Raw genomic sequence first — 26,505 nt, forward strand, 5'->3', positions numbered from 1 at the left:
GTTGTCTGACGGTTCAAACGGGAAGAAAGTCAGCAGATGTTGTGATATATTTAAACGAATAGGCTTACTATGAGACTGAATTGGACGACGAGTCTGGTCGTTTAATGGGCCAAAATAGATAAGTCATTTAAGGCGAGGTGAGACCATGAAAAGCAATCCCCTTAATAATAAGGTGTGGGACTCCGTAGTACGCGGTTTTGCTCAACCAGACATTTATCCCCAGTGCTGCCGCACTCGGTATAAAATGCTTTAACGTTAGGCGTCAAAAATAAGGAACTCTGTGACTAAAGACTATAAAAGCTTTTCTTCTGTTTCAAAATCACGTTTTAGAAAAATGGCAAAAGAACTGGGATATGAACAACTCAGTGGCATTAATTATATAAAACAACGTGATGGTTGGTTTGAAGGGTTTTCACTTCAAGCATCTTCATATGGTAATGATTTCTTTTACATCAATTATGGAATCTCCGTCCCTAACCTTTGGGAACCATTTGATGAGGAAATCAATTTAAAGAATTTAGGATATAGTCTATCGCACAGACTTCATCATAATTCTGGCCAAGGTTTTCCAAATGGAACTAAGGTACAGATAGAAGAAAGTGTTGATCTTGCCATAGAAAAATATATGGAGCAGGCTTCACCTTGGTTTAATAAAATTAACGGATTAACTGATATTACAGAAATGTATTTTAATTCAACAGATTTAGAGGAAAATAAACTAGGAGAACATGATAGCTTTTTATGTTTAAAAGCGGCTAATTATGGTTTGTTTTTATTTAAGTCTGGCGACTTAGAAAATTCATTAGTATGGTTAAAAGAAGCCGGCCGATTATATTCAGAAGAAGAATATCTAGAGGATTATGAGATTGATCAGAAAAATACTATAAATAATGTCATTAAAGTTATTAAAAGCGCCTAACAAATTGCATCATCGGAACGTCGCTACGCTCCGCCCGCTGTGCAAGGCGTTATATGCATGGAGGTATCCAGTGATTAAAACGGAACGTTTGGAGCTTAGAAAGTTTGCTCAGCAAGACCGTAGTGAAGTAATAAAATTACTAGGAAATGCTGATTTTATGGCGTTCTCTCCAACTGGCGCAATGAAACATGACCAAGCAGATATGCATTTTGAAGAGCTTGTTAGTGCATTTCAAAACAAGGGCATTGGAAAGTTTTGTGTAGTGGAACGTACGACTGGCGAGCTAGTCGGTTATTGTGGGATAGAATCATTTAACTATAGAGGCGAAAGTGTAGTCGAGCTTGGATATCGGCTGAAGGTTTCAGCTCGAGGTAAAGGATATGCATTCGAAGCAAGTTCCGCAGTTCTTTCTTTTGCCAGTCAAATTGGTTATACGAAAGTTCTTGCTTTAACTGAGCCTGAAAACATGCCTTCTCAGCATATACTTCTTAAACTTGGTTTCAAGCCGTGTGGTGACGGTTACTATCAAAATATGCCAGTTCAGTACTTCGAAAAATGCATATAACAGGGCGTTATGCCTAGGAGAATGAATTGAAATCAGTTGAGTATGGGAATTCAGAAGGTAAAACTGTTATTTATTTTCATGGTGCACCCGGAGCTCCTGAAGAGTGCGCAATATTTGACAGATTTGCTAAAGAAAACAATTTAAATATAGTTTGTTATGATCGTTTTTCTATTAACTCATCGTTAAAGAACCAGGCTTATTATCAAAAGCTGGCAGATGCCATTATAGATAAAGCTAATGGTCAGCAAGTTGATCTAATTGGTTTCTCCATTGGATGTCATGCGGCGATTGAAACTAGTCTTTATTTACAAGGTAAAATTCGTAATATTCACCTTATATCCGCGGCTGCACCACTTGATGCTGCAAGCTTTCTTGATGGCATGGCCGGAAAGATGGTATTTTTGATGGCAATGAAGCATTCAACTGCATTTACTCTGCTATCTTATTGGCAAGCTTTACTGGCTAAGTTACTTCCCAGTGTATTATTCAAAATGTTATTTGCTAGTGCAGCAGGTAAAGATAAAGAGTTATCTAAAACTTCAGCATTTATAGGCTATGCTACTCCTCTTTTAACCCATTGTTTCAATCCTAATGTGAAGGGTTATATTAGAGAAATTAATCAATATGTGAGTCCTTGGAAAGAGTCCGTCCTCAAATGTAACGTTAATACCCATATTTGGCATGGTACTAGTGATAATTGGTCTCCTATCGATATGGCAAATTATCTTAAAGATAATATTTCAGGGCCGACAACCCTTGAGACAATGCAAGGCTTGTCGCACTATACGTGTCTATACGCGGCGGTCCCTAAAGTATGCAATCAACTAGCCAAAGCATAACAAAGCGCTCAAGATAAGAAGTGGCAAGCTCTAGCGATGTTCGATATGGAGTTACCTAATGCGTTACTTATGAATAGTTTGCTTGGTGTTTATTAGACGTGATGATAATTCGCTTAGATTACGGCAACCCAGCTGAATCATATTGTTCCGCAGGTCTTCACTTAAGATTTCAATCGTATGATCACCTCCCGCTTCGCCAAGCGCTGCAACCCCATATATAAAGGGTCTGCCCATTAGTACAAAGTCTGCACCTAAAGCGATGGCGCGCGCGATGTCTAATCCAGAGCGCACACCACTATCCAGCAATACACTCATTTGGTCACCAACAGCCGCTTTGATCAGCGGTAGCATGTCGATTGAAGCAGGGGCTGCATCAAATTGTCGACCACCGTGGTTTGATACAATGACGCCATCAAGTCCTGCTTGTTGCGCTTGAATAGCCTGTTCGACGCTAAGGATGCCTTTTAGCAAAATAGGGCCATCCCACTCTTCACGAACGGCTTTTAAATAGTCCCAGTCTAAAGTGCCTGCCAGCTCCTTTGCCATGAATGCAGTCATGTTTTGGATGTCTTTGGCGTCGAGGTATTTTTCTAGTGTTCGAAAGGACGGCTCTCCATAGCGCAAAGTTGCCATTGTCCAAAACGGGCGAATGGCGGCGTGGTAGATCATTCGTAGGTCTTTTTTTGGTGGAACTGTGACACCCGCACGAGTTTGACGTTCTCGACGGCTGCCTGTAGGGACATCAGCGGTAACGATTAGCGTGGTAAAGCCAGAGTCTTTTGCGCGTTTTAACAAGTCCTGACGAAGCGCTTTGCGGTGTGGCGGGTAGAGTTGAAACCATCCCATACCATTGCTGAGTGGGCCAACAGTTTCAGGCGTTTCGGTGGCAACGGTGCTAAGGCTGTAGGGTATGCGATGTTTAGCACAGGCGCTTGCTAATATCTTTTCTGCTTCTGGCCACATTAACCCTGTAAAACCGACGGGTGCCACGCCAAAGGGTTGGTCATATTCAACACCCAATAAGCGAGTGCGTACGTTGGGTTCAAACGAGCCTTTCATAAACTCGGGCGTCATTAACACCTTTGAAAAAGCATCTCGGTTACGCGGTACACAGTCTTCAATACCTGTTCCACTGTCTAAGTATTCCCAGGCAAAGTGTGGAATTCGACGCTTAGCTTGGCGAGCTAAGTCAGCAATGGCAGGATACTTGATGTGTAGTGCATGGCTCATGAAGTCAGTTTCCTCTGTTAGATAATGGCTCCTCAGCCCTATAATCTAATAGAACACTCAGAAGGTGTTGATTCGTTTTATGAAGCGATTGATCAAAGACACACCGTTCAAGGTATTACTGATTTTAGATCACTTACGATTACATTTATGTGAAGTGGATTTTATTGCAGTGATTGAGGCTCACGACAGATAAAGAAAGTAAGCCACGTTAATGCAGCTCACTTTCTTTGGTGCAGTGTTTATTGGCTCTGCTCATACTGAAGAGATATAGATGCATCTATGCTGCTGTAGCGGCTATGCGTAACACCTTCGTTGCGAAGATCAATTTCTTCAGCGGTGTTAGGAATAACGACAACAGAGTGTGTCGTTGTCATGACTTTAGGTTGCTGAGTCGTATTATGAGGGTCTTCATAAATACTGTCTGCGCTCGCGCTCCAAGGAACAGAATCTAGAGTAGGTTCTGCAGCGCTATCGTATTGCTCAGTTGTTGGTGCGGCTTCGGTATAAGTTTCGGCTTCAGGCTCAGGCATTGCAAATACTGCTGCTTGTTGAGTAGGTGCGGCCGACTCTGCTGGAAGTTCCGATACGTAGGAAGCTTCAACCCACCCAACTTGATTTTCAAAGGCAACCTGCAACCAGTTGTTTTCGTTGAGTAAAATATTTTTACCTGTCGGTATAATTTCAGTCGTATTGTGTGGAATATTGGCTATAGGTTGAGAGACATGACTAGGCCAAGCACGTAATGTTAAAGTGCTAGATTCGGGTATGCCGGCTGTAGTGTAGTAAGTTGTCTGCGCATAAGCAGATAGATTTACCATGAATAAGCTAGCCCCCAAAAATAATGATATTATTTTTTTCATAGTTATTCTTCTTTTTGTTAGTGTTTTCAATGGGATAGTAATTTAAGCTGTTTTTTAAAAAATGAACGGCTTAGCTATCGCATTCCATTATTTACAAGGTAGTTACAATTCGTGATAATACACGGCTAAATATTGCTTACCGCTGAACAAGGTTAAATTATGACCGGCAAAATCTTTGTGCAAACGCACGGCTGTCAAATGAACGAATACGACTCCGCCAAAATGGCAGAAGTTATGAAAGACGCCGATGGGTTAGAGCTAACAGATGATCCAGAGCAGGCAGATGTTTTATTACTAAACACTTGTTCAATTCGCGAAAAAGCTGAAGATAAGGTTTATCACCAATTAGGGCGTTGGCGAAAACTTAAAGAGAAAAACCCAAACTTAATTGTGGGTGTTGGCGGTTGTGTAGCAAGTCAAGAAGGTGACAATATTCGTAAGCGTTCACCCGTTGTGGATGTTATTTTTGGCCCTCAAACACTACATCGCTTACCTGAGTTGATCAAGGAATCTAAAACTACAAAGAAAGTGGTGATGGATATTTCGTTCCCTGAAATCGAGAAATTTGATAATCTACCTGAGCCGAAGGCTGATGGCGCATCAGCTTTTGTATCAATAATGGAAGGCTGCAGTAAGTATTGTACGTTTTGCGTTGTGCCTTACACACGTGGAACAGAAATCTCACGTCCTTTTGACGATGTAGTTGCGGAAGTAGCGTTGCTAGCTGAGCAGGGTGTTCGAGAAGTTAATCTACTTGGGCAAAATGTAAATGCGTTTCGTGGCGTCACTCATGATGGTGAAACTGCGGATTTAGCGATGTTGATCTCTTATGTTGCACAAATTGAAGGTATTGACCGAATTCGGTACACAACGTCACATCCGGTTGAGTTTAGTGATAGCTTGATTAAAGTATATGGCGAAGTACCAGAGTTAGTGAGTCATTTGCACTTGCCTGTGCAAAGTGGTTCTGACCGTATTTTGGCAGCGATGAAGCGTGGCCACATGGCCATCGAATACAAGTCTAAAATACGAAAGCTGCGTGAAGTTAGACCAGACATTAGTTTATCATCAGACTTCATTATTGGTTTTCCTGGCGAAACTGACCAAGATTTTGAAGACACAATGAAGCTAATCGAAGATATCGGTTACGATCATAGTTTTAGTTTTATATACAGCCAACGACCAGGTACTCCAGCAGCATCGCTGCAAGATGATGTACCGATGGATGTTAAAAAGGCACGCTTGCAACGCTTGCAAGATAGAATCAATGAAATGGCTACGAGTATTAGCCAAGAGATGCTAGGAAGTGTACAACGTGTTCTAGTAGGACATGTTTCTAAGAAGGACACAGCGGAGCTGTCGGGCAAAACAGAAAATAATCGTTCAGTAACATTTTTGGGTGATCCACGTTTAATAGGTAGATTTGTGGATGTGAAAGTTACTGAAGCGTATAGAAATTCTTTGAAAGGTGAAGTAATAGCGGTTGAAGATGATAATCGCCTTATGACACCTGTTCAATAAGCGTTATGTATACAGTGAGTATGATAACGACAGAAACGATTTTAAAATTGAGTGAAATAAGCACATGAAGATTGAAACTGGTCTGGACGTCCCTATATCGGGACAACCTATACAGTCAATCGACTCTGTATCACCTGCAATTACCAAAGTGGCAATTTTGGGAAGAGACTTTCACGGTCTCCGTCCATCAATGCAAGTCAAGGTAGGCGATACGGTCAAGATTGGCCAAACCCTTTTTACTGATAAAAAGAATCCGGGTGTGAACTTCACATCGCCGGGTGCTGGAACAATTACAGCAGTTAACCGTGGTGCGAAGCGTGTACTACAGTCAATTATTGTTGAATTGGATGGCAGTGAAGAGTCTATTAATTCTCCAAAGTACTCTGCTGAGCAGATTGCAGACCTAGATGCCGGCGATATTCGTCGTAACATGCTTGAGTCTGGTGCTTGGACGTCGCTAAGAACGCGTCCTTTCAGTAAAGTACCTCAGGCAGATGCTAAAGCAGTTCATATCTATGTGAACGCGATGGATACTAATCCATTAGCGGCTGAGCCTAGCTTGATCATCAATGAGCGTGAAGAAGACTTTCAAAATGGTTTGGCGATTCTAGCTAAGCTGAGTGAAGGTAATGTTTACGTTTGTCATGAGTCTGGCAAGTCTATTCCACAGGTAACGAATCGCTCTGTGTTATATCGCGAGTTCTCTGGTGTTCATCCAGCAGGCTTAGTTGGTACACACATGCACATGATCGAGCCTGCGAGCATTGATCGTGAAATGTGGCACATGGATTATCAAGATGTCATGGCTCTGGGTAGTTTCTTTACTTCAGGTAAGCCTTCTCTTGAGCGTGTTATTTCATTAGCGGGTCCTAAAGTTAAGAACCCTCGTTTGATTCGTACGCGTGCCGGTGCTTGCACCTCTGAAATCATTAGTGGTGAGCTAGAAACAGGCGATGCGCGTGTTATCTCTGGTTCTGTACTAGGTGGTTTCCGTGCAGCAGGTTGGAGCGAATTCCTAGGTCATTACACACTTCAAGTGTCTGTAATTGCTGAAGGTGAGCCGCGTAACCTACTACATTGGGTTAACCCAACGTTGAATCAGTTCTCTGTGATGAATGTGTTTTTTAACGCGTTTTCTAGAGCAAAGGGTCAGTTGTTCCCAATGAGCAGTACGCAAAATGGTTCTCCTCGTGCGATGGTTCCTATTGGAAACTTCGAGGAAGTCATGCCTTTGGATGTTTTACCGACACAGTTATTACGTGCTTTATTAGTACGCGATACAGAAGTTGCAAAAAGCTTAGGTTGCTTTGAGTTAGATGAAGATGATCTAGCGCTTTGTACTTTCGTTTGCCACGGTAAATATGAATACGGTCCAGCACTACGTGCTTGTCTAGAAATGATCGAGAGGGATGGATAATGAGTTCTTCAAGTCCTAGTCGTTTACGTCGACTACTTGACGGCGCGGAGCCTCATTTTACCCAAGGTGGTAAACTCGAGCGTTTCTACGTGCTGTTCGAAATGGTGGATACGCTGTTTTACAGCCCGCCAAACAAAACTATTGGCGGTCCACACGTCCGTGATGCGTTAGATCTTAAGCGCGTTATGGGTATGGTTTGGATGTGTACCTTCCCAATGATGTTCATGGCTTGTTTCAATACAGGTTACCAAGCGAATGAAGCAATGCAGACGCTTGGTCTAACTAGTACTGAAGGCATGCGTGGCTTCTTTATGAATGGTATTGGTTACGATCCTAGTAGCTTCTTTGCCAACTTTTTCCACGGTATGACTTATTTCATTCCAATTTACCTAACGACATTTATCGTTGGTGCGGTTGCGGAAGTAGTATTCTCATTAGTACGTGGTCACGAAGTTAACGAAGGCTTCTTCGTAACATCAATCCTTTACTCTTTGACACTACCACCAGACATTCCATTATGGATGGTTGCCGTAGGTATCGTATTCGGTATCGTGATCGGTAAAGAAGTATTCGGTGGTACGGGTAAAAACTTCCTAAACCCTGCGCTTGTTGGACGTGCATTCCTATACTTCGCATACCCTGCATCGATGTCAGGCGATGCGGTTTGGACAGCAGTTGACGGCTACACGGGTGCAACAGCACTAGGTATTGCTGCAGCAGAAGGTATGGCAGCAGTTGAAGCGCAGTTCACTTGGTGGGAAGCGTTTGTTGGAATGGTGCCGGGTTCAATCGGTGAAACTTCAACACTAGCTATCATGATTGGTGGCGGTATCTTGCTAGCAACTAAGATTGCTTCATGGCGCATCGTGTTAGGTTGCTTCTTCGGTATGATGGCAACGGCAACACTATTTAACCTTATCGGTAGTGACACAAACCCAATGTTCGGTATGAGCTGGTGGTGGCATTTAGTTGTTGGTGGTTTTGCATTCGGTATGTTCTTCATGGCAACTGACCCTGTGTCAGCGTCTATGACAAACACCGGTCGCTTCTACTACGGTTGCTTGATTGGTTTCATGACGGTTTTGATTCGTGTAATCAACCCAGCTTTCCCAGAAGGCATCATGTTGGCGATCCTGTTCTCAAATATATTTGCACCGATGATCGACTACTGTGTCGTGAAAGCAAATATTGGCCGCCGTGAAAAGCGTCTAGAAGGAGGCAAAGCATGATTAAAGCTAAATTTAATGAAATGCTAGCGTTGTCAAATGACAGTACGAAAAAGACAATCTTCGTTGCGCTTGCTACCTGCTTAGTGTGTTCAGTTTTAGTATCTGTTGCGGCAGTTGCACTAAAGCCTATGCAAGAAGCAAACAAGGCATATGATAAGAAACGTAACATTCTACAAATCGCAGGTTTGATGGAGGAAGGCAAGTCAGTTGATGAGCTTTTCCAGCAGATTGAGCCTCGCGTAGTAAATGTTGATACGGGTGAATATGTTGCAGATGTTGATGCGACGACTTACGACCAACGCAAAGCATCTAACGATCCTGCACAAAACGTGTTGATTGATAAATCTGATGATGTTGCTGGTATCAAACGTCGTGCTAAGTATGCTTCGGTTTACTTAGTTAAAGACGGTGATGCGGTTAAGTCTTACATCTTGCCAATCAAAGGCTACGGTCTTTGGTCTACACTTTATGGATTTATCGCGCTTGAAGCTGATGCTAAGACAGTTGTTGGTCTTGGTTACTACGAGCATGCTGAAACACCTGGTTTAGGTGGTGAAGTTGATAATCCTGGCTGGAAAGCTAAGTGGGTTGGTAAAGAAGTTTACGGCCCTGATAATCAGGTATTGATTGATGTTGTTAAAGGGGCGGTTAACCCTGCTAGCAAAACAGCAATTTATGAAGTAGACGGCTTATCAGGAGCAACACTTACGAGTGTTGGTGTTGAAAATATGCTGCACTACTGGCTGGGTGAGCAAGGCTTCACAAAGTACCTAAATAAAGTCCGTGCAACAGGAGGCGAGTCATGAAAATGAGCCCTGAAGCAAAAAGTAATTTATTAGACCCGCTGATTGGTAATAACCCAATCACGCTTCAGATACTGGGTATCTGTTCAGCACTAGCGGTAACAACCTCGCTTAAGACAGCTCTTTTGATGTCTATGGCGCTGACATTAGTAACTGCGTTTTCTGGCGCGTCTATTAGTGCTATTCGTAATCACATTCCTGGCAGTATTCGTATCATCGTTCAGATGACGATCATTGCTTCTTTGGTAATTGTGGTAGATCAGTTGTTGAAAGCCTTTGCATACGATACTGCTAAGCAGTTGTCTGTATTCGTTGGTTTGATCATTACAAACTGTATCGTAATGGGTCGTGCTGAAGCATATGCCATGAAGAACCCGGTTGGCCTCAGTTTCCTAGATGGTATTGGAAACGGTTTGGGTTACAGCTTAGTTCTAATCGTTGTCGCTTTCTTCCGTGAATTGTTAGGTGCTGGTGCGCTTTTAGGCTACCAAATCCTACCACTAACTACCGAAGGTGGTTGGTATCAATCTAACGGCATGTTGCTACTACCTCCAAGTGCGTTCTTTATCATCGGTCTGATGATTTGGGCTATACGTGCATGGAAGCCAGAGCAAAATGAAGCGCCTGACTTTGTGATTCACGAATCTCATAGTCACAGCACAGGGGAAGCACACTGATGGAAGCTTATTTAAGTTTATTTGTTAAAGCGGTTTTCGTAGAAAACTTAGCTTTATCGTTCTTCCTTGGTATGTGTACCTTTTTGGCACTATCAAAGAAGATCGAAACAGCAATTGGTTTGGGTATCGCAGTAGCGGTAGTTCAGGCTATTACAGTTCCAGTTAACAACTTGATCCTTAACTTCCTGTTGAAAGACGGCTCGTTAATGGCAGGTGTTGATCTTACATTCTTGGGTCTAATCAGTTACATCGGTGTTATCGCAGCGATGGTTCAGATTCTTGAAATGGTGTTGGATAAGTTCATGCCGTCGCTATACAACGCGCTGGGTGTGTTCTTGCCTTTGATCACAGTTAACTGCGCGATCTTGGGTGGTTCATTGTTCATGGTTGAACGTGACTACACATTTGGTGAGAGTGCGGTATACGGTATTTCTAGTGGACTAGGTTGGGCGTTAGCAGTTGTTGCGCTTGCCGGTGTACGTGAAAAGCTTAAGTACAGTGACGTACCAAAAGGTCTTCAAGGTCTTGGTATTACATTTATTACGGTTGGTTTGATGTCTATGGGTTTCATGGCATTTTCCGGCGTACAACTCTAAGGATTAACAATCATGGCACTAGAAATAGTACTGGGTATTGTGTTGTTTACCCTAATCGTAATAACACTGGTATACGTTATTCTGTTTGCTCGCTCTAAGCTTGTTCCAAGTGGTGATGTGACACTAACGATTAACAATGAAAGAGAGATCAAAGTACCTGTTGGTGGCAAGCTACTAAGCACGCTGTCAGAGAATGGTCTATTTGTAGCATCAGCTTGTGGTGGTGGTGGAACGTGCGCGCAGTGTCGTGTACAGATTCATGATGGTGGTGGTTCGCTACTACCGGTTGAAGAAGCACACATCAATCGTAAGCAAGCAGCTTGTGGTGATCGTCTAGCGTGTCAGGTAACTGTTAAGCAAGACATGAACCTTGAAGTTCCTGAAGAAGTCTTTGGTATTAAAAAGTGGAACTGTAAAGTTCGCTCTAACCATAACGTGGCAACTTTCATCAAGGAATTGGTTATCGAGCTACCTACGGGTGAGAACGTTGATTTCCGAGCAGGTGGTTACATCCAGATTGAGTGTCCTCCACATGAGTTGGCATACAAGACGTTTGATATCGAAGAAGAGTATCGTGGTGACTGGGATCGCTTTAAAGTTTGGGACAATGTGTCAAACGTTAAAGAAGAAACAGTACGTGCTTACTCGATGGCTAACTATCCAGAAGAGAAGGGCATTATTATGCTCAACGTGCGAATCGCTTCGCCACCTCCTGGTAGTTCTGACATTCCTGCAGGTATCATGTCTTCATATATCTTCGATCTGAAGCCGGGTGATGACGTTGTTATCTCTGGACCATTTGGTGAGTTCTTTGCAAAAGAGACTGACAATGAAATGGTGTTTGTGGGTGGTGGTGCTGGTATGGCGCCAATGCGTTCTCACATCTTTGATCAGCTTGGTCGTCTTGCTAGTCAGCGTAAGATCAGTTTCTGGTACGGTGCACGTAGTTTACGTGAGGCGTTCTATGTTGAAGAGTTCGATAAGCTAGCAGAAGAGCACGAGAACTTCACTTGGCACTTAGGTCTATCTGATCCGCAGCCTGAAGATAACTGGACAGGTTACACGGGCTTCATTCATGACATTCTTTATAAGAATTACTTGAATAAGCACGAAGCGCCAGAAGATTGTGAGTTCTACATGTGTGGACCTCCAATGATGAACTCGGCGGTAATTGATATGTTGGACGACCTTGGTGTCGAAGAAGACAATATCATGCTAGATGACTTTGGTGGCTAAGCGTTAGTTAATCAAAAGTTGCTAGAATTAAGGCATTGACTGGAAACAGTCAGTGCCTTTTTTGTTTTGATTTGTATCAGTTTAAAACTAATTGATACAAATAATGTAAATTGGCTATTCCCAATGTCGCCTTGTTTACATTATGCTTAGGTCTAACATCAACAATAATTACGCTTTCGGAGAAACCGTACTTTTTGAAAAATTCAAATAATGAATACGCAGAAACGAACTCAGTCAGTTTTGACTTAGAGCCTGCAGACAGCGAACGCTTGATGAACCTCTGTGGTCCAGTTGACCAGCACTTGAGGCAAATCGAGACGAGCTTAAGCGTTGATATTAGTAACCGAGGTCACCAGTTCACTATTAAAGGCTCACCAGCCGAAGTGAATAAAGCGATTGATCTGGTACAGCATTTGTATCAACTCACTGGTACGGGTGAAGAAATTACGTCAGAAGGTCTTCACTTACACCTCCACGAATCCACCAGTAAAGATAGTAGCGACGCAGAAGGCTTAGCAATTATTCGTACCAAAAAAGGTGTGATACGTGGTCGTGGTCCTAATCAAAATGGTTACATTCGTGGCATTCAGCGAAATGACCTTACCTTTGGTGTGGGCCCTGCCGGAACAGGAAAGACTTATCTTGCTGTTGCTTGTGCGGTAGAAGCGCTGGAGCGTGATGAAGTCCGGCGCATTATTTTAGTTCGTCCTGCGGTAGAAGCAGGGGAGAAGCTAGGCTTCTTACCGGGTGATTTGTCACAGAAAGTAGATCCGTATCTACGTCCGATGTACGACGCTTTATTTGAAATGATGGGCTTCGAAAAAGTGAATAAGCTGATTGAAAAGCAAATCATTGAAGTTGCACCGTTAGCGTATATGCGTGGTCGTACTTTGAATGATTCATTCATCATCATGGATGAAGCTCAGAACACGACGACAGAACAAATGAAAATGTTCCTGACTCGACTTGGATTTGGTTCTACAGCGGTTGTCACTGGTGACGTAACGCAAATCGATTTGCCCAAGCATCAAACGTCAGGTCTTAAAGATGTGATCAAGGTACTTGAAGGTGTTGAAGAGGTTGAGTTTTGCTTCTTCGAATCGAAGGACGTTGTTAGACATTCGTTGGTACAAAAGATCGTTGAAGCTTACGACAAGGATGATAACCGCTAATGTTTCAACTTGAGGTTCAGTGTGATGAATCATTGGTCGTGGATGCTGACTGGCTGAAGAAGTGCGCAGCACAAGCTTATAGCGGTGACAGTGAGCAGGGTTCGGCGGTATTACGAATCGTTGGTCGCGATGAGGCTCAAACGCTCAATCGTGACTATCGTGAGAAAGATTACGCCACTAACATACTGTCTTTTCCTAGTGATTTCGGTGATTTACCCGAAGGTGTGCTGGATGAAGAGGAAGCCGGTTATCTAGGTGATTTAGTGGTTTGTACTGAAGTTGTTTATGATGAAGCACAGCAGCAACAAAAAACATTGTCTGACCACTGGGCGCATTTGGTAATACATGGCGTATTACATTTGCAAGGTTATGACCATATTGAAGAACAAGAGGCTCAAATAATGGAGTCGCTTGAAATTAAACTACTTAGTGAATTAGGAGTTCCAGACCCGTACAATGAAACACCAAAAGGTTAAATTAAAACCCCCGTCGTGGTTAAAGACATGGTTTTTAGATAAGTTCGACTTATCTGCAGAGACTAGTGATGAACTGGTTTCACGCTTACGCTCTGCACAGAAAAAAAATATTTTAGCACCAAACTCCCTCAGCATGATGGAAGGGGTTATCCAAGTAGATAACCTACAGGTGCGGGACATTATGATCCCACGTTCACACATACAGTTTGTATTTCACGATGATAAATATCATGACATATTGACGCGTATTCTTGATTCAGGCCACTCGCGCTATCCCGTTCTAGATAAAAATCTTGATGATGTTGAAGGGGTTCTTCTCGCTAAGGACTTACTGAAATATGTGGGTAGGGAAGATGAGTTTGATATGGATGACATTCTTCGTCCAGCCATCGTCGTACCAGAGAGTCAAAAATTAGAAAGTCTGTTAGCTCACTTCCGTAGAAGCCGTAATCATATGGCCGTTGTGGTGGATGAGTACTCTGGAACAGCCGGTTTGGTGACGATAGAAGATGTGCTTGAGCAAATCGTTGGGGAAATAGACGATGAGCACGATCATATTGATGATAAATTAGATATTAGAAAACACGGTGATGGGCGTTTCACCGTGCTAGCAGGCACGGAAATAAGTGTCTTTAATCATTACTTTAAAACAACACTGCCTGATACCGCGTTTGATACGGTTGGGGGTGTGGTAACCAACGAGTTTGGCAAAATTCCTAAGCAGCATGAAGAGCTTATAATCGAAACAATGCGGTTTAAAGTGTTGCGCAGTGATAGTCGTCGGATTCAGCTTCTTGAGGTTAATACCGCACAGGCAGCGTAAGGGCTCACAACATGCAATCTGTTATTAAGAAGCGTCATTATTTAATGTCGCTTATTGCTGGTGCTTGTATGGTGCTTTCTTTTGCACCATTAAGCTTCTTCCCAATCGCGTTTATTTCACCAGCAATACTCTTTTATTTGATGTTGCAGACTACTCAACGACGTCAATTGGTTGGGTTGGGCTGGGCGTTTGGTATCGGGTTGTTTGGTGTAGGTGCCTCTTGGGTTTTTCAGAGTATGCATAGTTTTGCGCAAGCTCCGGTCATTTTAGCCGGTGGTTTGACCTTTCTGTTTGTGCTGGTGTTAGCACTGCTCGTTGCCCTGTTTGGCTTTATCGTTTCTTTCTTCACCAAAAGTTTGTTAATCGTTCGGCTGCTGTTTGTATTCCCTGCCGCTTGGGTGTTTGTTGAATGGTGCCGCGCTTGGGTACTAACAGGCTTTCCGTGGCTATATGCAGGCCATTCGCAGATAGATACATGGCTTTCCCAGTACGCGCCAGTAGGTGGTGTGTTACTCGTCAGCTGGGTTGTTGTACTGATTTCCGGAGGCATTGTGCTACTTCTGGCGGGGCCAAATGCTGAGCGTGTTTATAACTCAGGTATTCCTGGCGCGCACTTCATGCGTGTTGAAGAGCCTTTTTCAAACTATTGCCGTGTCATCGGCTTCACTGTTATCGCGGCATTGGTCGCAGGTGGTTGGGGACTCAATCAGTTTTCTTGGGTCAAAGACACGGGTGATACGTTACGAGCGAGTTTAATACAGGCCAATATTACTCAAGATCAAAAGTGGCTTCCCGAGCAGCGAGTCCCATCAGTGGAGCGTTACATGTCTATGACACGCGCTAACTGGGAAAGCGATATCATTGTTTGGCCAGAGACAGCTGTTCCGGGCATATTAGCTCAGTACACTGACTTAGTTATCACGCCGATGCACAGTGAAGCGGTCGCCAATAATACTAGAATTGTTTTAGGTGGTTTTTACCAAACAGATGATGGACAAGTTCAGAACAGTGCCATGGTTGTCGGTGAGCCAAATAATATGGCAGACATCTATTCTAAGCGTCATCTCGTTCCACTAGGCGAATACATTCCGTTACTGAAATATTTACAATGGCTTAGTCGTTGGATGAATATCCCATTCGACAATGTGTCAGTAGGTGGTAGTGATGGTTTGCTGTCAGTTGGGCAATATCAGGCGCAGTTGAGTATTTGTTATGAAGATGCGTTTGGTGAGGAGATTATTGCCGATTTACCTGAGGCTGACTTCCTAATAAATATCACCAATGATGGTTGGTTTAGCGGATCTTTCCAGCCTTTTCAGCACATGCAAATAGCGCGTTTTAGGGCGCTTGAGACAGGGCGTTATTTGCTTCGTGCAACAAATACCGGCGTGTCAGGAATAGTGGATCATAAAGGTAAGATTACTGAGACAATTCCAGAGTACACACAAGGTGTTGTATCTGGTGAAGTGAAGATCATGAGCGGCTCGACGCCTTATGTGAAATACGGTAATTACTTAACCGTCTTGAGTACTTCATTATTGTTATTACTTGGGTTCTTCCTTAGAAGAAGAGATTTTCGCTAACTAAAATATTGTTATTCAGTCTCTCAATATCACGAGAGACTGAATACATGAACCGTTTAAAAGAAGGTTTCTAACTGCTCTTTAGTCAGTAAGAAAATTCCATCACCACCTCTTTCAAATGCTAACCACTGGAAAGGTACTTGTGGGTAAGCTTCTTGTAATGCGTACTGGCTGTTTCCAACTTCTACAACCAAGATACCGTTTTCATTTAAGTGGCTAGCAGCCTCTGTCAGTATGTGGCGCGTCAAATCCAAACCATCATGACCTGAGCTTAATCCTAGTTCTGGCTCGTGCTTGTACTCAGCACTCAACGCATCCATGTCTTCTGCATCAACATAAGGAGGGTTGCTAACAATGATGTCATACATGCGGCCGTCTAAGTTCTTAAACCCATCCGATGCGACTGCAGATACAAAGTTTCTACAGTCATGACGATCAATATTGATGTTAGCCACTTCAAGTGCGTCTTCTGAAATATCGACTAAGTCTACTTTTGCGCCAGGAAATGCGTAAGCGCTGGCAAGACCAATGCAACCACTACCGGTACATAAGTCCAAAATACTAGTGACTTCTTCTGGGTCAACCCAAGGTGAAAATTGTGACTCTACAAGCTCGGCAATCGGAGAGCGAGGAACCAGTACGCGCTCATCAACATAAAAAGATAAGCCTGAAAACCAACCTTCCTGCATGATGTAAGCGGCAGGAATACGCTCATCTATGCGACGAGAAATGATTTTAAACAGCTGCTCTTTCTCAGAAGTCGTCAATATGCCATCCCAGTAGACCGACGACGTATCAACAGGTAGGTGTAAGCCACGTAGCACCAAGTAGACGGCTTCATCGATTGCTGTTGACATACCATGGCCAAAATCAAGGTTAGCCTCGCTAAAGCGGCTTGCGGCCCAGCGCATGATATCTTTTGCGGTCTGTAATTGCTTAAATTCGTCGAAAGAGGGCATAGGGTTTTTTCCAGTTTGCGAATCGCGTATCATCGCTTAATTCTCCGCCCCTGAAAAGGCAGTCACTTAATTAAGGTTAAAAATGAACGCATCAATACTTGATTATATAAAGTCTGGCGCTCTTTACGCGCTTCCACATCATGCAATCTCTAGAGTCGTCTATAAACTGACCCGTATTGAATCGCCAAAAGTACTGCCTGTTATTAAGTGGTTTACTAAAGCATTTGGTGTTGACCTGAGTGAAGCTAAGCAGCCAGATCCTGCCAGTTACCCTAGCTTTAATCAGTTCTTTACCCGTGAAATTAAAGAAGAACTACGTCCAATTGCTGATACAGCCATTGTAAGTCCTGTTGATGGAACGGTTAGTCAGTCTGGCGCGATTACAGAAGGTCGTATTTTCCAAGCTAAGGGCCAAGAATATACCGTACAAGAGTTACTAGCGTGCAGTGCAGTAGAAGCCGGTATTTATGATCGCGGACAGTTTGCGACGGTTTATTTGTCGCCACGTGATTACCACCGTATTCACATGCCATTTAAAGGCGAACTAGTTGAGCAAGTGCATGTACCAGGTCGCTTGTTTAGTGTGGCACCACATACTGTAAAAACAGTGCCACGTATTTTCGCTAGAAATGAGCGTGTCGTTGCAAGCTTTGACACAGAGTTCGGTCGTATGGCGATGGTACTAGTGGGTGCAATCAATGTTGCTGCAATCGAAACGGTTTGGGATGGTTTAGTAACGCCACCAAAAGGTAAGAAGATCTCTCGTAAGTCTTACGAGCAAGGTGATGTTACGTTGGATAAAGGGGCAGAACTAGGGCGCTTTAACATGGGCTCAACCATTGTTATGTTGATGGAGTCAAAAGACCCAGCGATTGGCGAGTTTTTGAAAGAAGGCTTACCTGTAAAAATGGGGCAAGCCTTCTCTAATTAAGCGGAGATTGTTGTCCTGCGGGTCGGTTCAGAATAAGCCTGTCTAATACGCTGCATTTTAGGCAGGTTTTTAACAAATAATTGAAATAACGCTGGGTCGAAATGCTTGCCGACCATTTGTGCCATTAGTTTTAGTGCGGCCTGTTCACTACTGGCTTTCTTGTAAACGCGCTTGTGAACTAAAGCATCGTATACATCCACGATAGTCGTTATACGCGCTTCAATAGGGATTTCTTCTCCCTTCAAGCCTTTTGGATATCCCGTTCCATCCCAGCGTTCATGATGACAAAGTGATACCTGTGCAGCCATGTTCAGTAATGGGATTCTGGTCTTGTTGAGCATGTCAGCACCTATTGCTGGGTGACCCTTCATTATCTCGAATTCTTCCTGCGTTAGCTTGCCAGGCTTTAGCAAAATACTATCTGGGATGCCGATTTTACCAATGTCGTGCATTGCCGCGGCGATACGTAAGTCAGCGGCTTTCTCAAGGTCCCAGCCAAGTTCTTTTGCAAGCGCTTCAGCGTATAGCCCGATACGACGGACATGTTCCGCGGTTTCATGGTCTCGATGACCAGAAGCTGCAAGCAGTGTCATTGCAATCTCTTCTTCACGACGTCTGATTTGTTGTGTTTGTTCGGTAATTGCTATTTCTAATCGTTCCTTCTCAAGCGCTTGATCGCGGAATGTCTGTAAGCGTGATGCCTCAGTATAGTATTCCTCTCCAAGGTCTTGGATAACTAAAACACACTCGCCATCGATACAAACAGCAGTAGCTTCCAGAGGGAATTCTTCCCCTTCAGGTGTAAAGTCAACCCAAGGGCCAGAGCGATGTGGTGTCTCTGTTTGGGCTTCCCATACTTCAAAGGCTTCAGCAACAAAGCAGTCCAAAAATGGGAATATACCATCTAGGTGAACGATGCTACCTTTATTGGTGCCGACAGGTGTAAAGTGTTTTAACCAGGTAGGGGACAACGTAATCAGCTCAAATTGATCATCTTGATTGAGGCGAAATGCCGCAATATTCATCATGTCATAGAGGCCGTACAGTATCTTGCTCATGTGTTTTCCAATACATTGTGCTCTTGGAGCATCTTTTTAGTTAGCTTCTGGAAGACTTCATCAACGCCATCACCTGTTTTAGCACTGGTATACAGTACCTCAATACCTGACGCCTCAAGTGCGGATAGCTGTTCTTGGTCGAGCTCCCAATCAGTGCTACTTTGCAGGTCAAATTTATTAATAATGAGCACAAAAGAAATATCACCAGAATATTCACGAGCTTCTTTGTGCATATTTAAAGCTACTTTTAGTGAGAAGGGACGCGTACCGTCACAAACCAAAATATAGCCTGATGTGCCGCGTAAATAGGATGTTCTCAATCTCGTTAAGTCATCTTGTCCTGCAAGGTCCCAAATGATCAGTTTTACTTCCTGCTCTTCAACAGTTAGTTCTTTCTTACTGATTTTAACGCCCACAGTTGTATGATATTTATCACCAAATATGCTCTCTACATATCTCGTAACAAGACTCGATTTTCCAACGGAAAATGCGCCCAACATACATATCTTTTTTTGTAACACAGCGTTCACCTTATTATTAACGTCACTCATGTAGCAACTTACTGAGTACGGATTGTTTCTAGTTTGTCGAGATTAATACTATTGACGCCAGCAAATAATGGCGCGTTTATTTTTAGCTGTTCTAGCCACTTCGGCTCAGCAAAACCACTGACGTAAAGTACTTCGTCATTTAGATTTAACTGGATCGTTGGTGGCGGTAATAGCGCCTTTTCTATGCGTTGTTGAACGAGTTCTGGTTCTAGCGATAGGTAGGGTCTAAAGTTACTTTTGACTGATAATTTATTTAGCGCGTACTCATTAATCAGTGACTCGGGCGATCTTGCCGTTGAGTCTGCTAACCCATGTAGTTGGTAAGTACCATTTTCATAGGCGGTATGAGATAAAATGATGCCTGGCTCAGAACGAAATACCTGCTGTAGCTTATTCCATTGTTTATTTTCAACATAGTTCGAGTAGCTTAGGTAAGCGATGCCAACGATAGCTGCAAAACCAATCCCTACAAAAATCATTTGCTTTTTCGAAAAACTTTCCTTCAGTTTTTCTTCAGCTTTGTCAGGCGTCTCACGAGACTGCTTCTTTATGCAATTCATGAGAAGCGGCTGTAAGTGATCAAACTGACTTGAATCGCCGTCATAACCATCGAGCTGTAGTGACTCTTCCTGATGAATTGCTTCCATTGTCTCTGAAAGTGTTAAATGCATGCCCGAAGGTACGATACCTCTAACGACTGCAGCAATAACTGCCGTAGGGCCATATTCTATTAATAGGGTCAAGTCGCCTAGTTTTAGGGTGTCTAGGTCGCTATCTTTTTCTGTGGTAAACGAGTCTCTCAAAAAATCTTGAATAGCCGTTAACATGCTAGATATTAGATCTGGATCTTTACTCACCGCGTTATCTGTAACCACATGTTGAAGCAGTAGCCCTGTTTCTCGATGAACCAGAAAAACTTGTTCAACTTGAAAGACTAGGGTGCTTGTAAAAACAACCTCAGCATAACTTTTGCCTGTTCGCCAAGCGTCAAAGCGCCAGCGAAATGACTTTGGTGAGAGGCTATTTTCCAACAATTCATTCATGTTGAGCACCATCTGACTGATGCTGACATTAATTGACTTGCGAATAGCAGGCCCAATAATAGGGTAGAGCGCATCAGCAATAGGCTTCGGGTTTACGGTTACTGACTCTGAGAGTGACTTCTGCAAAATTGGTGTAAAAAACTTTAGGATGCTGCCATCATCTTTTTCACGCGTTTTTAACGCTTGGGTAATAACCGATGACATATGTTCTGCAAGCAATGCAGGATCTTCTTGTATGTTTTTTTGCCGTAATAATTCTTTATACTCAGGCCCTAATAACAAGTTGCGCAAAGTCTCGAGGTCATCATGTGATAACTCGCTTTGTGCTTGCTTAGGATGAGTGTTTATTGCGGCAGACATCGCGTTACTTTTCCTCGGTAGCGAGTTGTTCCGCCATACCGCGTAGTAACTTAGCAAGGTCTCCTCGATCTGTTTTATCAGAGCGTAGCTCTTTCGCTGCAACTTCAAGCTTCTGAGAAAGCGCTTCATAGTGCTTTTTAGACTGAACGTCTAGCGTATCAGTAGCTTGAGTAAACTCTTTTTGTAGTTGTGACTGCGCACATTGGTGGGTCTGGTTCGACTCATCTAACGACTGCTGTAACTGTGTAATGTGTTGGCTTGCGCCTTTGCCGCTTGCGATGCGCTGCTCTGTTTCACTAGTAATAAGGCTATGTAGCTTCTTAAGCTCTGAAGACACCTGCTCAAACTGGTTTTGAGTTTCCTGTTGCAACTGGCCAAGATTAGCTTTTAGTTCTTTATGTAGACTACTACGCTTTTCTTCATCTTCACGCGCTTGCTCGCCAAACAAAATATCACGAATAGTAGATAGTTTATTAGCATCTTCAGACGTATTCATTGAGTCTTCAACCAACTGTTTAGCAGGGTTTACTCTATGATTAGAGGCGTTCTTTTTATGGTGAGTATTCTTATTCATTAACTAGCTTACCAAGTCATTATTAGGAGACATTAGTACGACAGGTAACACTCAGGATAGGGGATAGTGCGGTTATTCTGAGAGTAAGGTCGTGCAGAAGGGAAAGCCATTAGTTCTTTTATAATGTGGCTTTTCCCGTCAGTCTACCCAAGACTCTATACCTTGCGCATGAATCTTTAATGAATATGGTGTGTTCTAGAGCTACCTAACGTCGCTTCTTCTTAAAGCCCTTCTTCCTTGCCTCATCTTTAATGCGCTTAGCTTCCTTGGCGATAACAACTTCAGTTTGCTCCTTCTCAACACGAGCAGGGTCTTCCATTGTAATCGGTCCTAAGAAACCAGAGCGAAGCTCAGAAATTAGAATATTACTGACTTTTTCAAGCAGTATAGAACCACCCGAACGCAAACTACCGCGAAGTCGACCAATAGCTTCTAGCAACTCGATTTCAGATTCTGGAACAGACTCCAACTTATAACGATCAACCAAACGTTCTGGGTAAGCTTCCAATAAGTACTCTGCTACTGCAAACGCTACGTCGGTATTATCCGTCGCCGTTTCTTTGATTGCACCAGTAGCGGCTAATCGGTAGCCACTGTTTTCATGGTCGATTTTTGGCCACATCATACCCGGTGTATCAATAAGAATAATGCCGTGCTCTAGTTTTATACGCTGTTGCTGCTTCGTAACGGCAGGTTCATTACCCGTTTTAGCAATGGTGCGACCCGCCAAGCCATTAATCAGCGTTGATTTACCGACGTTAGGGATACCAATAATCATCGCGTTGATGACTCGGTGATCACCCGCACGGCCTTTGTTAGGCACCATACGATGACATAGGTCAGTGATCTGACGCAGCTGTCCTGAGCCTTTCACATTCGTTGCGATGGTCCGAACATTATCGTTCTTCTCAAAGTACTCCTGCCAAATTGCCGTCATTTCAGGGTCGGCCATGTCGCTTTTGTTGAGTAGCTTAATGCAGGGCTTATCGCCAATTATTTCAGCAATCATTGGATTCTGGCTGCTAAACGGAATACGCGCATCCAACACTTCAATCAGAATATCAACCTCTGGCAAAGCCTCACGAACTTGTTTCGCGGCTTTGTGCATGTGGCCTGGAAACCATTGAATGTGCATATTATTCTTCTTCGCTTAGCGTAATTAATTCGTGTGTAATCAGTATTTTTCGCTGCTTGTAAAGGCTACTTAACGCACGCTTATAGTTAGACTTACTGACTTGGTAGCTGCGATAAATCGCCTCTGGTGGGCTCTTATCCGTAATTTTTGAACTGCCATCATTGTCTTTTAAGTGCTGCAAGACTTTATCTTCCAATAGCTCAACCGTCGTTTTTTTACCAGGGTCTAAGCGTAAGTCGATTTTGCCGTCGTCACGAATGGCTTTAATGAAGCCTTTCATTTCGTCACCCATACGCAAGTCACGGAAGACTTCGTTACGAAAGATCAGACCCAGATAGTCATGGTTGATAACTGCCTTATAGCCAAGGTCAGTTTGTCCCGAAATGATCAAATCAACTTTTTGGCCAACGACGAGGTCTTCGTCTGCTTCTTCTTCAAGATAATTGTGAAGGCGTGATGACGCCATAATGCGGTTAGTTGCATCGTCTAGCGCTACAACAACGGTGTAAGATCTGCCAACTTCCATCGGGCTGTCTTGCTCGCTGTATGGCACTAGTAAGTCTTTTGGTAAACCCCAGTCAAGAAATGCGCCGACAGCATTAACACTGACAACTTTTAGACAAGCACACTCATCAACCATGACTTTAGGTGTTTCAGTGGTCGCGATTAAGCGGTCTTCTGAGTCAAGGTAGATAAAGAGGTCTAGCCAGTCCTGCACGATAGTGCCTTCAGGTACGTAGCGCGTGGGTAGCAAGATTTCGCCTGCTTCGCCGCCGTCCATATACATTCCGAAAGTCACTTGTTTAGTGACTTGAAGGGTATTGATGCGCCCGATTTCCAGCATCGTGTGTCGTCCTATAAATTAATTTCAAGCAGGAGTTCCTGCAATGAAGGCATTCTACCGTTGATTGGAGTGGGTCACCATAGAATTCGTTGGTCGCATGGGATAGCTTGACTAAAGCGCTGGCAACGCAGGGAGAGAGTGGTTAATAACTACTCTTTTAACTAACGGTTAAGACCTTATTAAAACTCTCTAGGGAGTCTATAAACTGTTTTTCAGGTACTGCCTTAGACCATAAGTAGCCCTGTGCAAAATCACACTTAAGATTGACCAGTATGTTCCTGACTGCGGTTGTTTCAACGCCTTCTGCAACGACATTTAGGTTTAAAATATGAGCCATCTGTATGACTGCTTTAACTACTGCAAAATGGTTTTTAGAGGTGTTGAGTTCCAAAATAAAGGACTTATCAAGCTTGATCGTATCGACTTTGAAATTAATTAAGTAACTAAGGTTTGAGTAACCCGTAACAAAATCATCAATTGACAGTTGAATACCTAAGTCTTTTAACGACTTTAATTGAGCAGTGATGGTTGCATTGTGTTGAATCAATACGTGTTCAGTCAGTTCAATCTCTAAAAACTCAGGGGCTAAGTCATACTTTTTTAAGGCGTTAAATACATGCGTTTTGAAGCTATTTCTCATGAACTGTACGGATGAAACATTGACCGAAATACACAGTTGATCAAAGCCAGCATCATGCCATTTTTTACAAACGCGGCACGCTTCGTCAATTACCCATTTACCAATTTCGTGAATCAGTTCGGTAGACTCAAGAATAGGGATAAACTCATCTGGCATGAAACCACTAGGGTTGTCACGGCTCCAGCGTAATAAGGCTTCCGCACTTTCCACTTTACCGTTTGATAAATTAACTTTCGGTTGAAAGTGAAGGTCGAATGACTCCTGCTCAATAGCGTCTTTCAGGCCAGTCAAAATTGACGTTTTTCGTAAGGCTTCTTCGTGTAATTCTTTGGAGTAATAGCTGAATGTATTTTTACCAAGCTGCTTAGACTCATACATTGCGATATCCGCTTTTTTACGCATCTCATCAAACTCTCTACCATCAATAGGCGCTATCGCAATGCCCACTGAGCCGGTCATTCGAATAGAGGTTTCAAAAACGTAGTAGGGCGTAGCAATGACCTGCATTACGCTAGTGGCGAATTTATTGATATCAAACTGTTTATCTCGCTTGATAATTAAAACAAACTCATCTCCACCTAGGCGGCAGGCAACATCAGTCGGAAGCAGTAACTTCTTAAACTCATTTGAAATAGCGATGAGAAGCTCATCTCCTGCATTATGGCCGAACGAATCATTGATGTTTTTGAAGTTATCAAGGTCTATGAATAACAACGTAATGAGTTCGTCTTTATCTTTGATTTGCGCCAGCAGTTTCTGGTAATAATCTTCACAGGCGTTACGGTTGAGCAGTCCTGTTAGTGGCTCTTGCTCTAGTAATAGTTGGATGGTTTGTTGTGAGGCAGTCGCTTTGTCATTTTCGAGGCCTAAACGTTTCAGTGTGACTTTCATATCTGCATTGATTACCCATGCGACATAGGCAGATAATATGGTAATCAAAACAATATCAACGACTTGCTCTGCCCCTAGTGTCGTTAAGGGAGAAGGAGTCCAGTTGTTAATACTATTGGCACCTAGGAATATGATGGCGACAATTAGGTAAGCGAGTATCGAAAGAAACATTTTCACACCGCCCAGCAGTGCGGAAAAATTGATTATGACGGGGTAACATAAAATTGATGAATCACGTAGCCCGCCATTCATCCATGTTATGTACGTTATTCCAATGGTAATCGACCATAACGTAATGCCTCTTGCTAAGTGTTCTCTTTCTGTTTTTAAGAGGTAAAAAGACAAGAGGATGGCGCAAACAATAGTAGAGATGATTACAAGCGTTCCGGTCAAATCTCTACCAGAGAACAGAATATTCACTATAAACAGTAGTGAAAATACTAAGGTTACCCAAAGCAGCTGGCGGAACCGTTTCACAAGGAATACATTGTTTATATTAGAATTATAATGACTGACTTTCATTCTGCGCTCGTTTTATTTTTGTGAACTAGTGTAATAGAATAGATAGCAAGCGCGCAGCTACTTGCACAGCTAGTTAATTTAGCCCCATCAAAACCCGAACATGCTCAGTAGCACAACGTCCCAATGAGACGAGGTCATAGCCGCCCTCTAACATAGAGATTACTCGCCCTTGAGAAAATTCGTCTGCTACTTTGCAAACCTCTTCGGTTACCCAAATGTAGTCACTGTCCATAAGGCTAAAGCCGCCCATCTCATCATCAATATGCCCATCAAAACCTGCTGAAATATAAATAATTTCAGGTTTGAATTTTTTTAATGAAGGTAACCATTCATCCTGAATAGCTTTTCGAAAGTCTGAGCCTTTAGTCCCAACTGGCAGCGGTACATTGACCATTAAGTCGTCGACTGTTTTTCCTGCATAGCCCGGATAAAATGGGTGCTGGTAAGTTGAGCAAAACAGCACATTAGGGTTGTGCGCTAAAATATCTTCTGTGCCATTACCATGGTGCACATCAAAATCAACAATCGCTACGCGTTTGAGTTTGTGATGATTGACCGCGTGTAATGCGGCAATGGCTACATTATTAAAAAAACAAAACCCTCCAGCGGCACCTTTCTCTGCGTGATGTCCCGGTGGTCGAACATTACAAAATGAGTGTCTTACCTCACCTGCAACCGCAAGGTCAGTTGCCAAAATGCCTGCACCGGCGGAGCGTTGTGCAGCTTCTAGCGTAAAAGGGTTCATACAAGTATCAGGATCTACATTGCGGAAACCATCTAAAGGAGAGTTGTTAAAGATGTCCTCAACAAAGGCTTTATCATGTGCTCTCTCGATCTGAGGTATCGTCGCACTTGGCGCGTCAAAGTGGCGTAAAAAGTCCATTAACCCTTTCGCAGCCAACTGATCCTCGATGGCACTAATGCGTCGGGGGCACTCTGGATGGTGCTCGATCATTTCATGCTTTAAGCAATCAGGGTGAGTGATGTAAGCAGTTTGCATAGACAATTTCCTTTTATCTTGTAACGTAAGATCCCTATCTAAAATAACTTA

The 26,505-nt window shown here is 43.2% G+C and carries 26 protein-coding genes; 15 read left to right on the forward strand and 11 right to left on the reverse strand.

Annotated elements, in window-relative coordinates; genetic code table 11:
• Nucleotides 1-280 precede the first annotated feature (280 nt).
• The 3 genes from DKT75_RS03735 (at nucleotide 281) to DKT75_RS03745 (ending at nucleotide 2,323) form a co-directional block, all read left to right on the forward strand.
• Entirely contained in the window at nucleotides 281-919 is a 639-nt protein-coding gene (locus tag DKT75_RS03735) for a DUF4304 domain-containing protein (protein WP_158278791.1), read from the forward strand.
• A gap of 70 nt (nucleotides 920-989) precedes the next feature.
• Nucleotides 990-1,484: a GNAT family N-acetyltransferase gene (locus tag DKT75_RS03740; protein WP_109822099.1), complete on the forward strand. Its 495-nt coding sequence runs from the start codon at nucleotides 990-992 to the stop codon at nucleotides 1,482-1,484.
• A 26-nt stretch (nucleotides 1,485-1,510) separates the two neighbouring features.
• The gene (locus DKT75_RS03745) at nucleotides 1,511-2,323 is read left to right on the forward strand and encodes an alpha/beta fold hydrolase (RefSeq protein ID WP_109822100.1); all 813 of its coding nucleotides are present in this window, start codon (nucleotides 1,511-1,513) and stop codon (nucleotides 2,321-2,323) included.
• A 63-nt stretch (nucleotides 2,324-2,386) separates the two neighbouring features.
• Here the strand turns inward: DKT75_RS03745 and DKT75_RS03750 are convergent, their stop codons facing one another.
• Nucleotides 2,387-3,553 carry an alpha-hydroxy acid oxidase gene (locus DKT75_RS03750; RefSeq protein WP_109822101.1) on the reverse strand — a complete coding sequence of 389 codons (1,167 nt, stop codon included), beginning with the start codon at nucleotides 3,551-3,553 and terminating at the stop codon, nucleotides 2,387-2,389.
• A 239-nt stretch (nucleotides 3,554-3,792) separates the two neighbouring features.
• Nucleotides 3,793-4,413: an SH3 domain-containing protein gene (locus DKT75_RS03755; RefSeq protein WP_109822102.1), complete on the reverse strand. Its 621-nt coding sequence runs from the start codon at nucleotides 4,411-4,413 to the stop codon at nucleotides 3,793-3,795.
• A 159-nt stretch (nucleotides 4,414-4,572) separates the two neighbouring features.
• On the opposite strand from DKT75_RS03755, the gene miaB reads away from it, so the two are divergent.
• The 11 genes from miaB to lnt all read left to right on the forward strand — a co-directional run bounded on the left by miaB (nucleotide 4,573) and on the right by lnt (nucleotide 15,946).
• A complete protein-coding gene (gene miaB / locus DKT75_RS03760; protein ID WP_109822103.1) occupies nucleotides 4,573-5,934 on the forward strand; it encodes a tRNA (N6-isopentenyl adenosine(37)-C2)-methylthiotransferase MiaB in 1,362 nt (453 codons plus the stop codon).
• Between the two features lie 64 nt (nucleotides 5,935-5,998).
• On the forward strand, nucleotides 5,999-7,351 hold the full coding sequence (locus DKT75_RS03765; protein WP_109822104.1) for a Na(+)-translocating NADH-quinone reductase subunit A: 1,353 nt from the start codon (nucleotides 5,999-6,001) through the stop codon (nucleotides 7,349-7,351).
• On the forward strand, nucleotides 7,351-8,580 hold the full coding sequence (locus tag DKT75_RS03770; protein ID WP_109822105.1) for an NADH:ubiquinone reductase (Na(+)-transporting) subunit B: 1,230 nt from the start codon (nucleotides 7,351-7,353) through the stop codon (nucleotides 8,578-8,580). Before DKT75_RS03765 ends, DKT75_RS03770 begins: the two co-directional genes overlap by 1 nt.
• Nucleotides 8,577-9,386 (forward strand): Na(+)-translocating NADH-quinone reductase subunit C, encoded by an 810-nt coding sequence (locus tag DKT75_RS03775; RefSeq protein ID WP_109822106.1) that lies wholly within the window; start codon nucleotides 8,577-8,579, stop codon nucleotides 9,384-9,386. The genes DKT75_RS03770 and DKT75_RS03775 overlap by 4 nt, the downstream gene beginning before the upstream one ends.
• A 2-nt stretch (nucleotides 9,387-9,388) precedes the next feature.
• Entirely contained in the window at nucleotides 9,389-10,060 is a 672-nt protein-coding gene (locus tag DKT75_RS03780; protein ID WP_109822273.1) for an NADH:ubiquinone reductase (Na(+)-transporting) subunit D, read from the forward strand.
• The gene (nqrE, locus tag DKT75_RS03785; protein ID WP_109822107.1) at nucleotides 10,060-10,656 is read left to right on the forward strand and encodes an NADH:ubiquinone reductase (Na(+)-transporting) subunit E; all 597 of its coding nucleotides are present in this window, start codon (nucleotides 10,060-10,062) and stop codon (nucleotides 10,654-10,656) included. Before DKT75_RS03780 ends, nqrE begins: the two co-directional genes overlap by 1 nt.
• Before the next feature lie 12 nt (nucleotides 10,657-10,668).
• Nucleotides 10,669-11,892 carry an NADH:ubiquinone reductase (Na(+)-transporting) subunit F gene (nqrF, locus tag DKT75_RS03790; protein ID WP_109822108.1) on the forward strand — a complete coding sequence of 408 codons (1,224 nt, stop codon included), beginning with the start codon at nucleotides 10,669-10,671 and terminating at the stop codon, nucleotides 11,890-11,892.
• Nucleotides 11,893-12,086: 194 nt separating this feature from the next.
• On the forward strand, nucleotides 12,087-13,064 hold the full coding sequence (locus DKT75_RS03795) for a PhoH family protein (RefSeq protein ID WP_425451389.1): 978 nt from the start codon (nucleotides 12,087-12,089) through the stop codon (nucleotides 13,062-13,064).
• Nucleotides 13,064-13,540, forward strand: a complete 477-nt coding sequence (gene ybeY, locus DKT75_RS03800; protein WP_109822109.1) for an rRNA maturation RNase YbeY — start codon at nucleotides 13,064-13,066, stop codon at nucleotides 13,538-13,540. The genes DKT75_RS03795 and ybeY overlap by 1 nt, the downstream gene beginning before the upstream one ends.
• Nucleotides 13,521-14,363 carry a CorC family transporter gene (locus DKT75_RS03805; RefSeq protein ID WP_109822110.1) on the forward strand — a complete coding sequence of 281 codons (843 nt, stop codon included), beginning with the start codon at nucleotides 13,521-13,523 and terminating at the stop codon, nucleotides 14,361-14,363. Before ybeY ends, DKT75_RS03805 begins: the two co-directional genes overlap by 20 nt.
• 11 nt (nucleotides 14,364-14,374) lie before the next feature.
• Nucleotides 14,375-15,946 (forward strand): apolipoprotein N-acyltransferase, encoded by a 1,572-nt coding sequence (lnt, locus tag DKT75_RS03810; RefSeq protein WP_109822111.1) that lies wholly within the window; start codon nucleotides 14,375-14,377, stop codon nucleotides 15,944-15,946.
• Between the two features lie 56 nt (nucleotides 15,947-16,002).
• Here lnt and prmB read toward each other — a convergent pair whose 3' ends face one another.
• Nucleotides 16,003-16,905 (reverse strand): 50S ribosomal protein L3 N(5)-glutamine methyltransferase, encoded by a 903-nt coding sequence (gene prmB / locus DKT75_RS03815; RefSeq protein ID WP_109822275.1) that lies wholly within the window; start codon nucleotides 16,903-16,905, stop codon nucleotides 16,003-16,005.
• An 82-nt stretch (nucleotides 16,906-16,987) separates the two neighbouring features.
• Here prmB and asd point away from each other — a divergent pair, with 82 nt between their 5' ends.
• A complete protein-coding gene (gene asd, locus DKT75_RS03820) occupies nucleotides 16,988-17,836 on the forward strand; it encodes an archaetidylserine decarboxylase (protein WP_109822112.1) in 849 nt (282 codons plus the stop codon).
• Here asd and DKT75_RS03825 read toward each other — a convergent pair.
• The 8 genes from DKT75_RS03825 to DKT75_RS03860 all read right to left on the reverse strand — a co-directional run bounded on the left by DKT75_RS03825 (nucleotide 17,833) and on the right by DKT75_RS03860 (nucleotide 26,454).
• Nucleotides 17,833-18,894: an HD-GYP domain-containing protein gene (locus DKT75_RS03825; protein WP_109822113.1), complete on the reverse strand. Its 1,062-nt coding sequence runs from the start codon at nucleotides 18,892-18,894 to the stop codon at nucleotides 17,833-17,835. The two genes, asd and DKT75_RS03825, sit on opposite strands and share 4 nt — an antisense overlap.
• Nucleotides 18,891-19,415: a Rab family GTPase gene (locus tag DKT75_RS03830; RefSeq protein ID WP_109822276.1), complete on the reverse strand. Its 525-nt coding sequence runs from the start codon at nucleotides 19,413-19,415 to the stop codon at nucleotides 18,891-18,893. Before DKT75_RS03830 ends, DKT75_RS03825 begins: the two co-directional genes overlap by 4 nt.
• Before the next feature lie 38 nt (nucleotides 19,416-19,453).
• Complete coding sequence (locus tag DKT75_RS03835) at nucleotides 19,454-20,848, reverse strand: hypothetical protein (RefSeq protein ID WP_109822114.1); 1,395 nt, start codon at nucleotides 20,846-20,848, stop codon at nucleotides 19,454-19,456.
• Nucleotides 20,849-20,852: 4 nt separating this feature from the next.
• A complete protein-coding gene (locus DKT75_RS03840; protein ID WP_109822115.1) occupies nucleotides 20,853-21,422 on the reverse strand; it encodes a hypothetical protein in 570 nt (189 codons plus the stop codon).
• A gap of 205 nt (nucleotides 21,423-21,627) precedes the next feature.
• On the reverse strand, nucleotides 21,628-22,557 hold the full coding sequence (ylqF, locus tag DKT75_RS03845; RefSeq protein WP_109822116.1) for a ribosome biogenesis GTPase YlqF: 930 nt from the start codon (nucleotides 22,555-22,557) through the stop codon (nucleotides 21,628-21,630).
• 1 nt (nucleotide 22,558) lies between these two features.
• Nucleotides 22,559-23,401, reverse strand: a complete 843-nt coding sequence (locus DKT75_RS03850) for a CvfB family protein (RefSeq protein ID WP_109822117.1) — start codon at nucleotides 23,399-23,401, stop codon at nucleotides 22,559-22,561.
• 157 nt (nucleotides 23,402-23,558) lie between these two features.
• A complete protein-coding gene (locus tag DKT75_RS03855; RefSeq protein ID WP_158278792.1) occupies nucleotides 23,559-25,103 on the reverse strand; it encodes a putative bifunctional diguanylate cyclase/phosphodiesterase in 1,545 nt (514 codons plus the stop codon).
• A 424-nt stretch (nucleotides 25,104-25,527) separates the two neighbouring features.
• Nucleotides 25,528-26,454, reverse strand: coding sequence for a histone deacetylase family protein (locus tag DKT75_RS03860; RefSeq protein WP_109822119.1), 927 nt, complete (start codon nucleotides 26,452-26,454; stop codon nucleotides 25,528-25,530).
• Nucleotides 26,455-26,505: the final 51 nt, after the last annotated feature.

The sequence above is a fragment of the Leucothrix arctica genome (assembly GCF_003172895.1).
GTDB lineage: Bacteria > Pseudomonadota > Gammaproteobacteria > Thiotrichales > Thiotrichaceae > Leucothrix > Leucothrix arctica.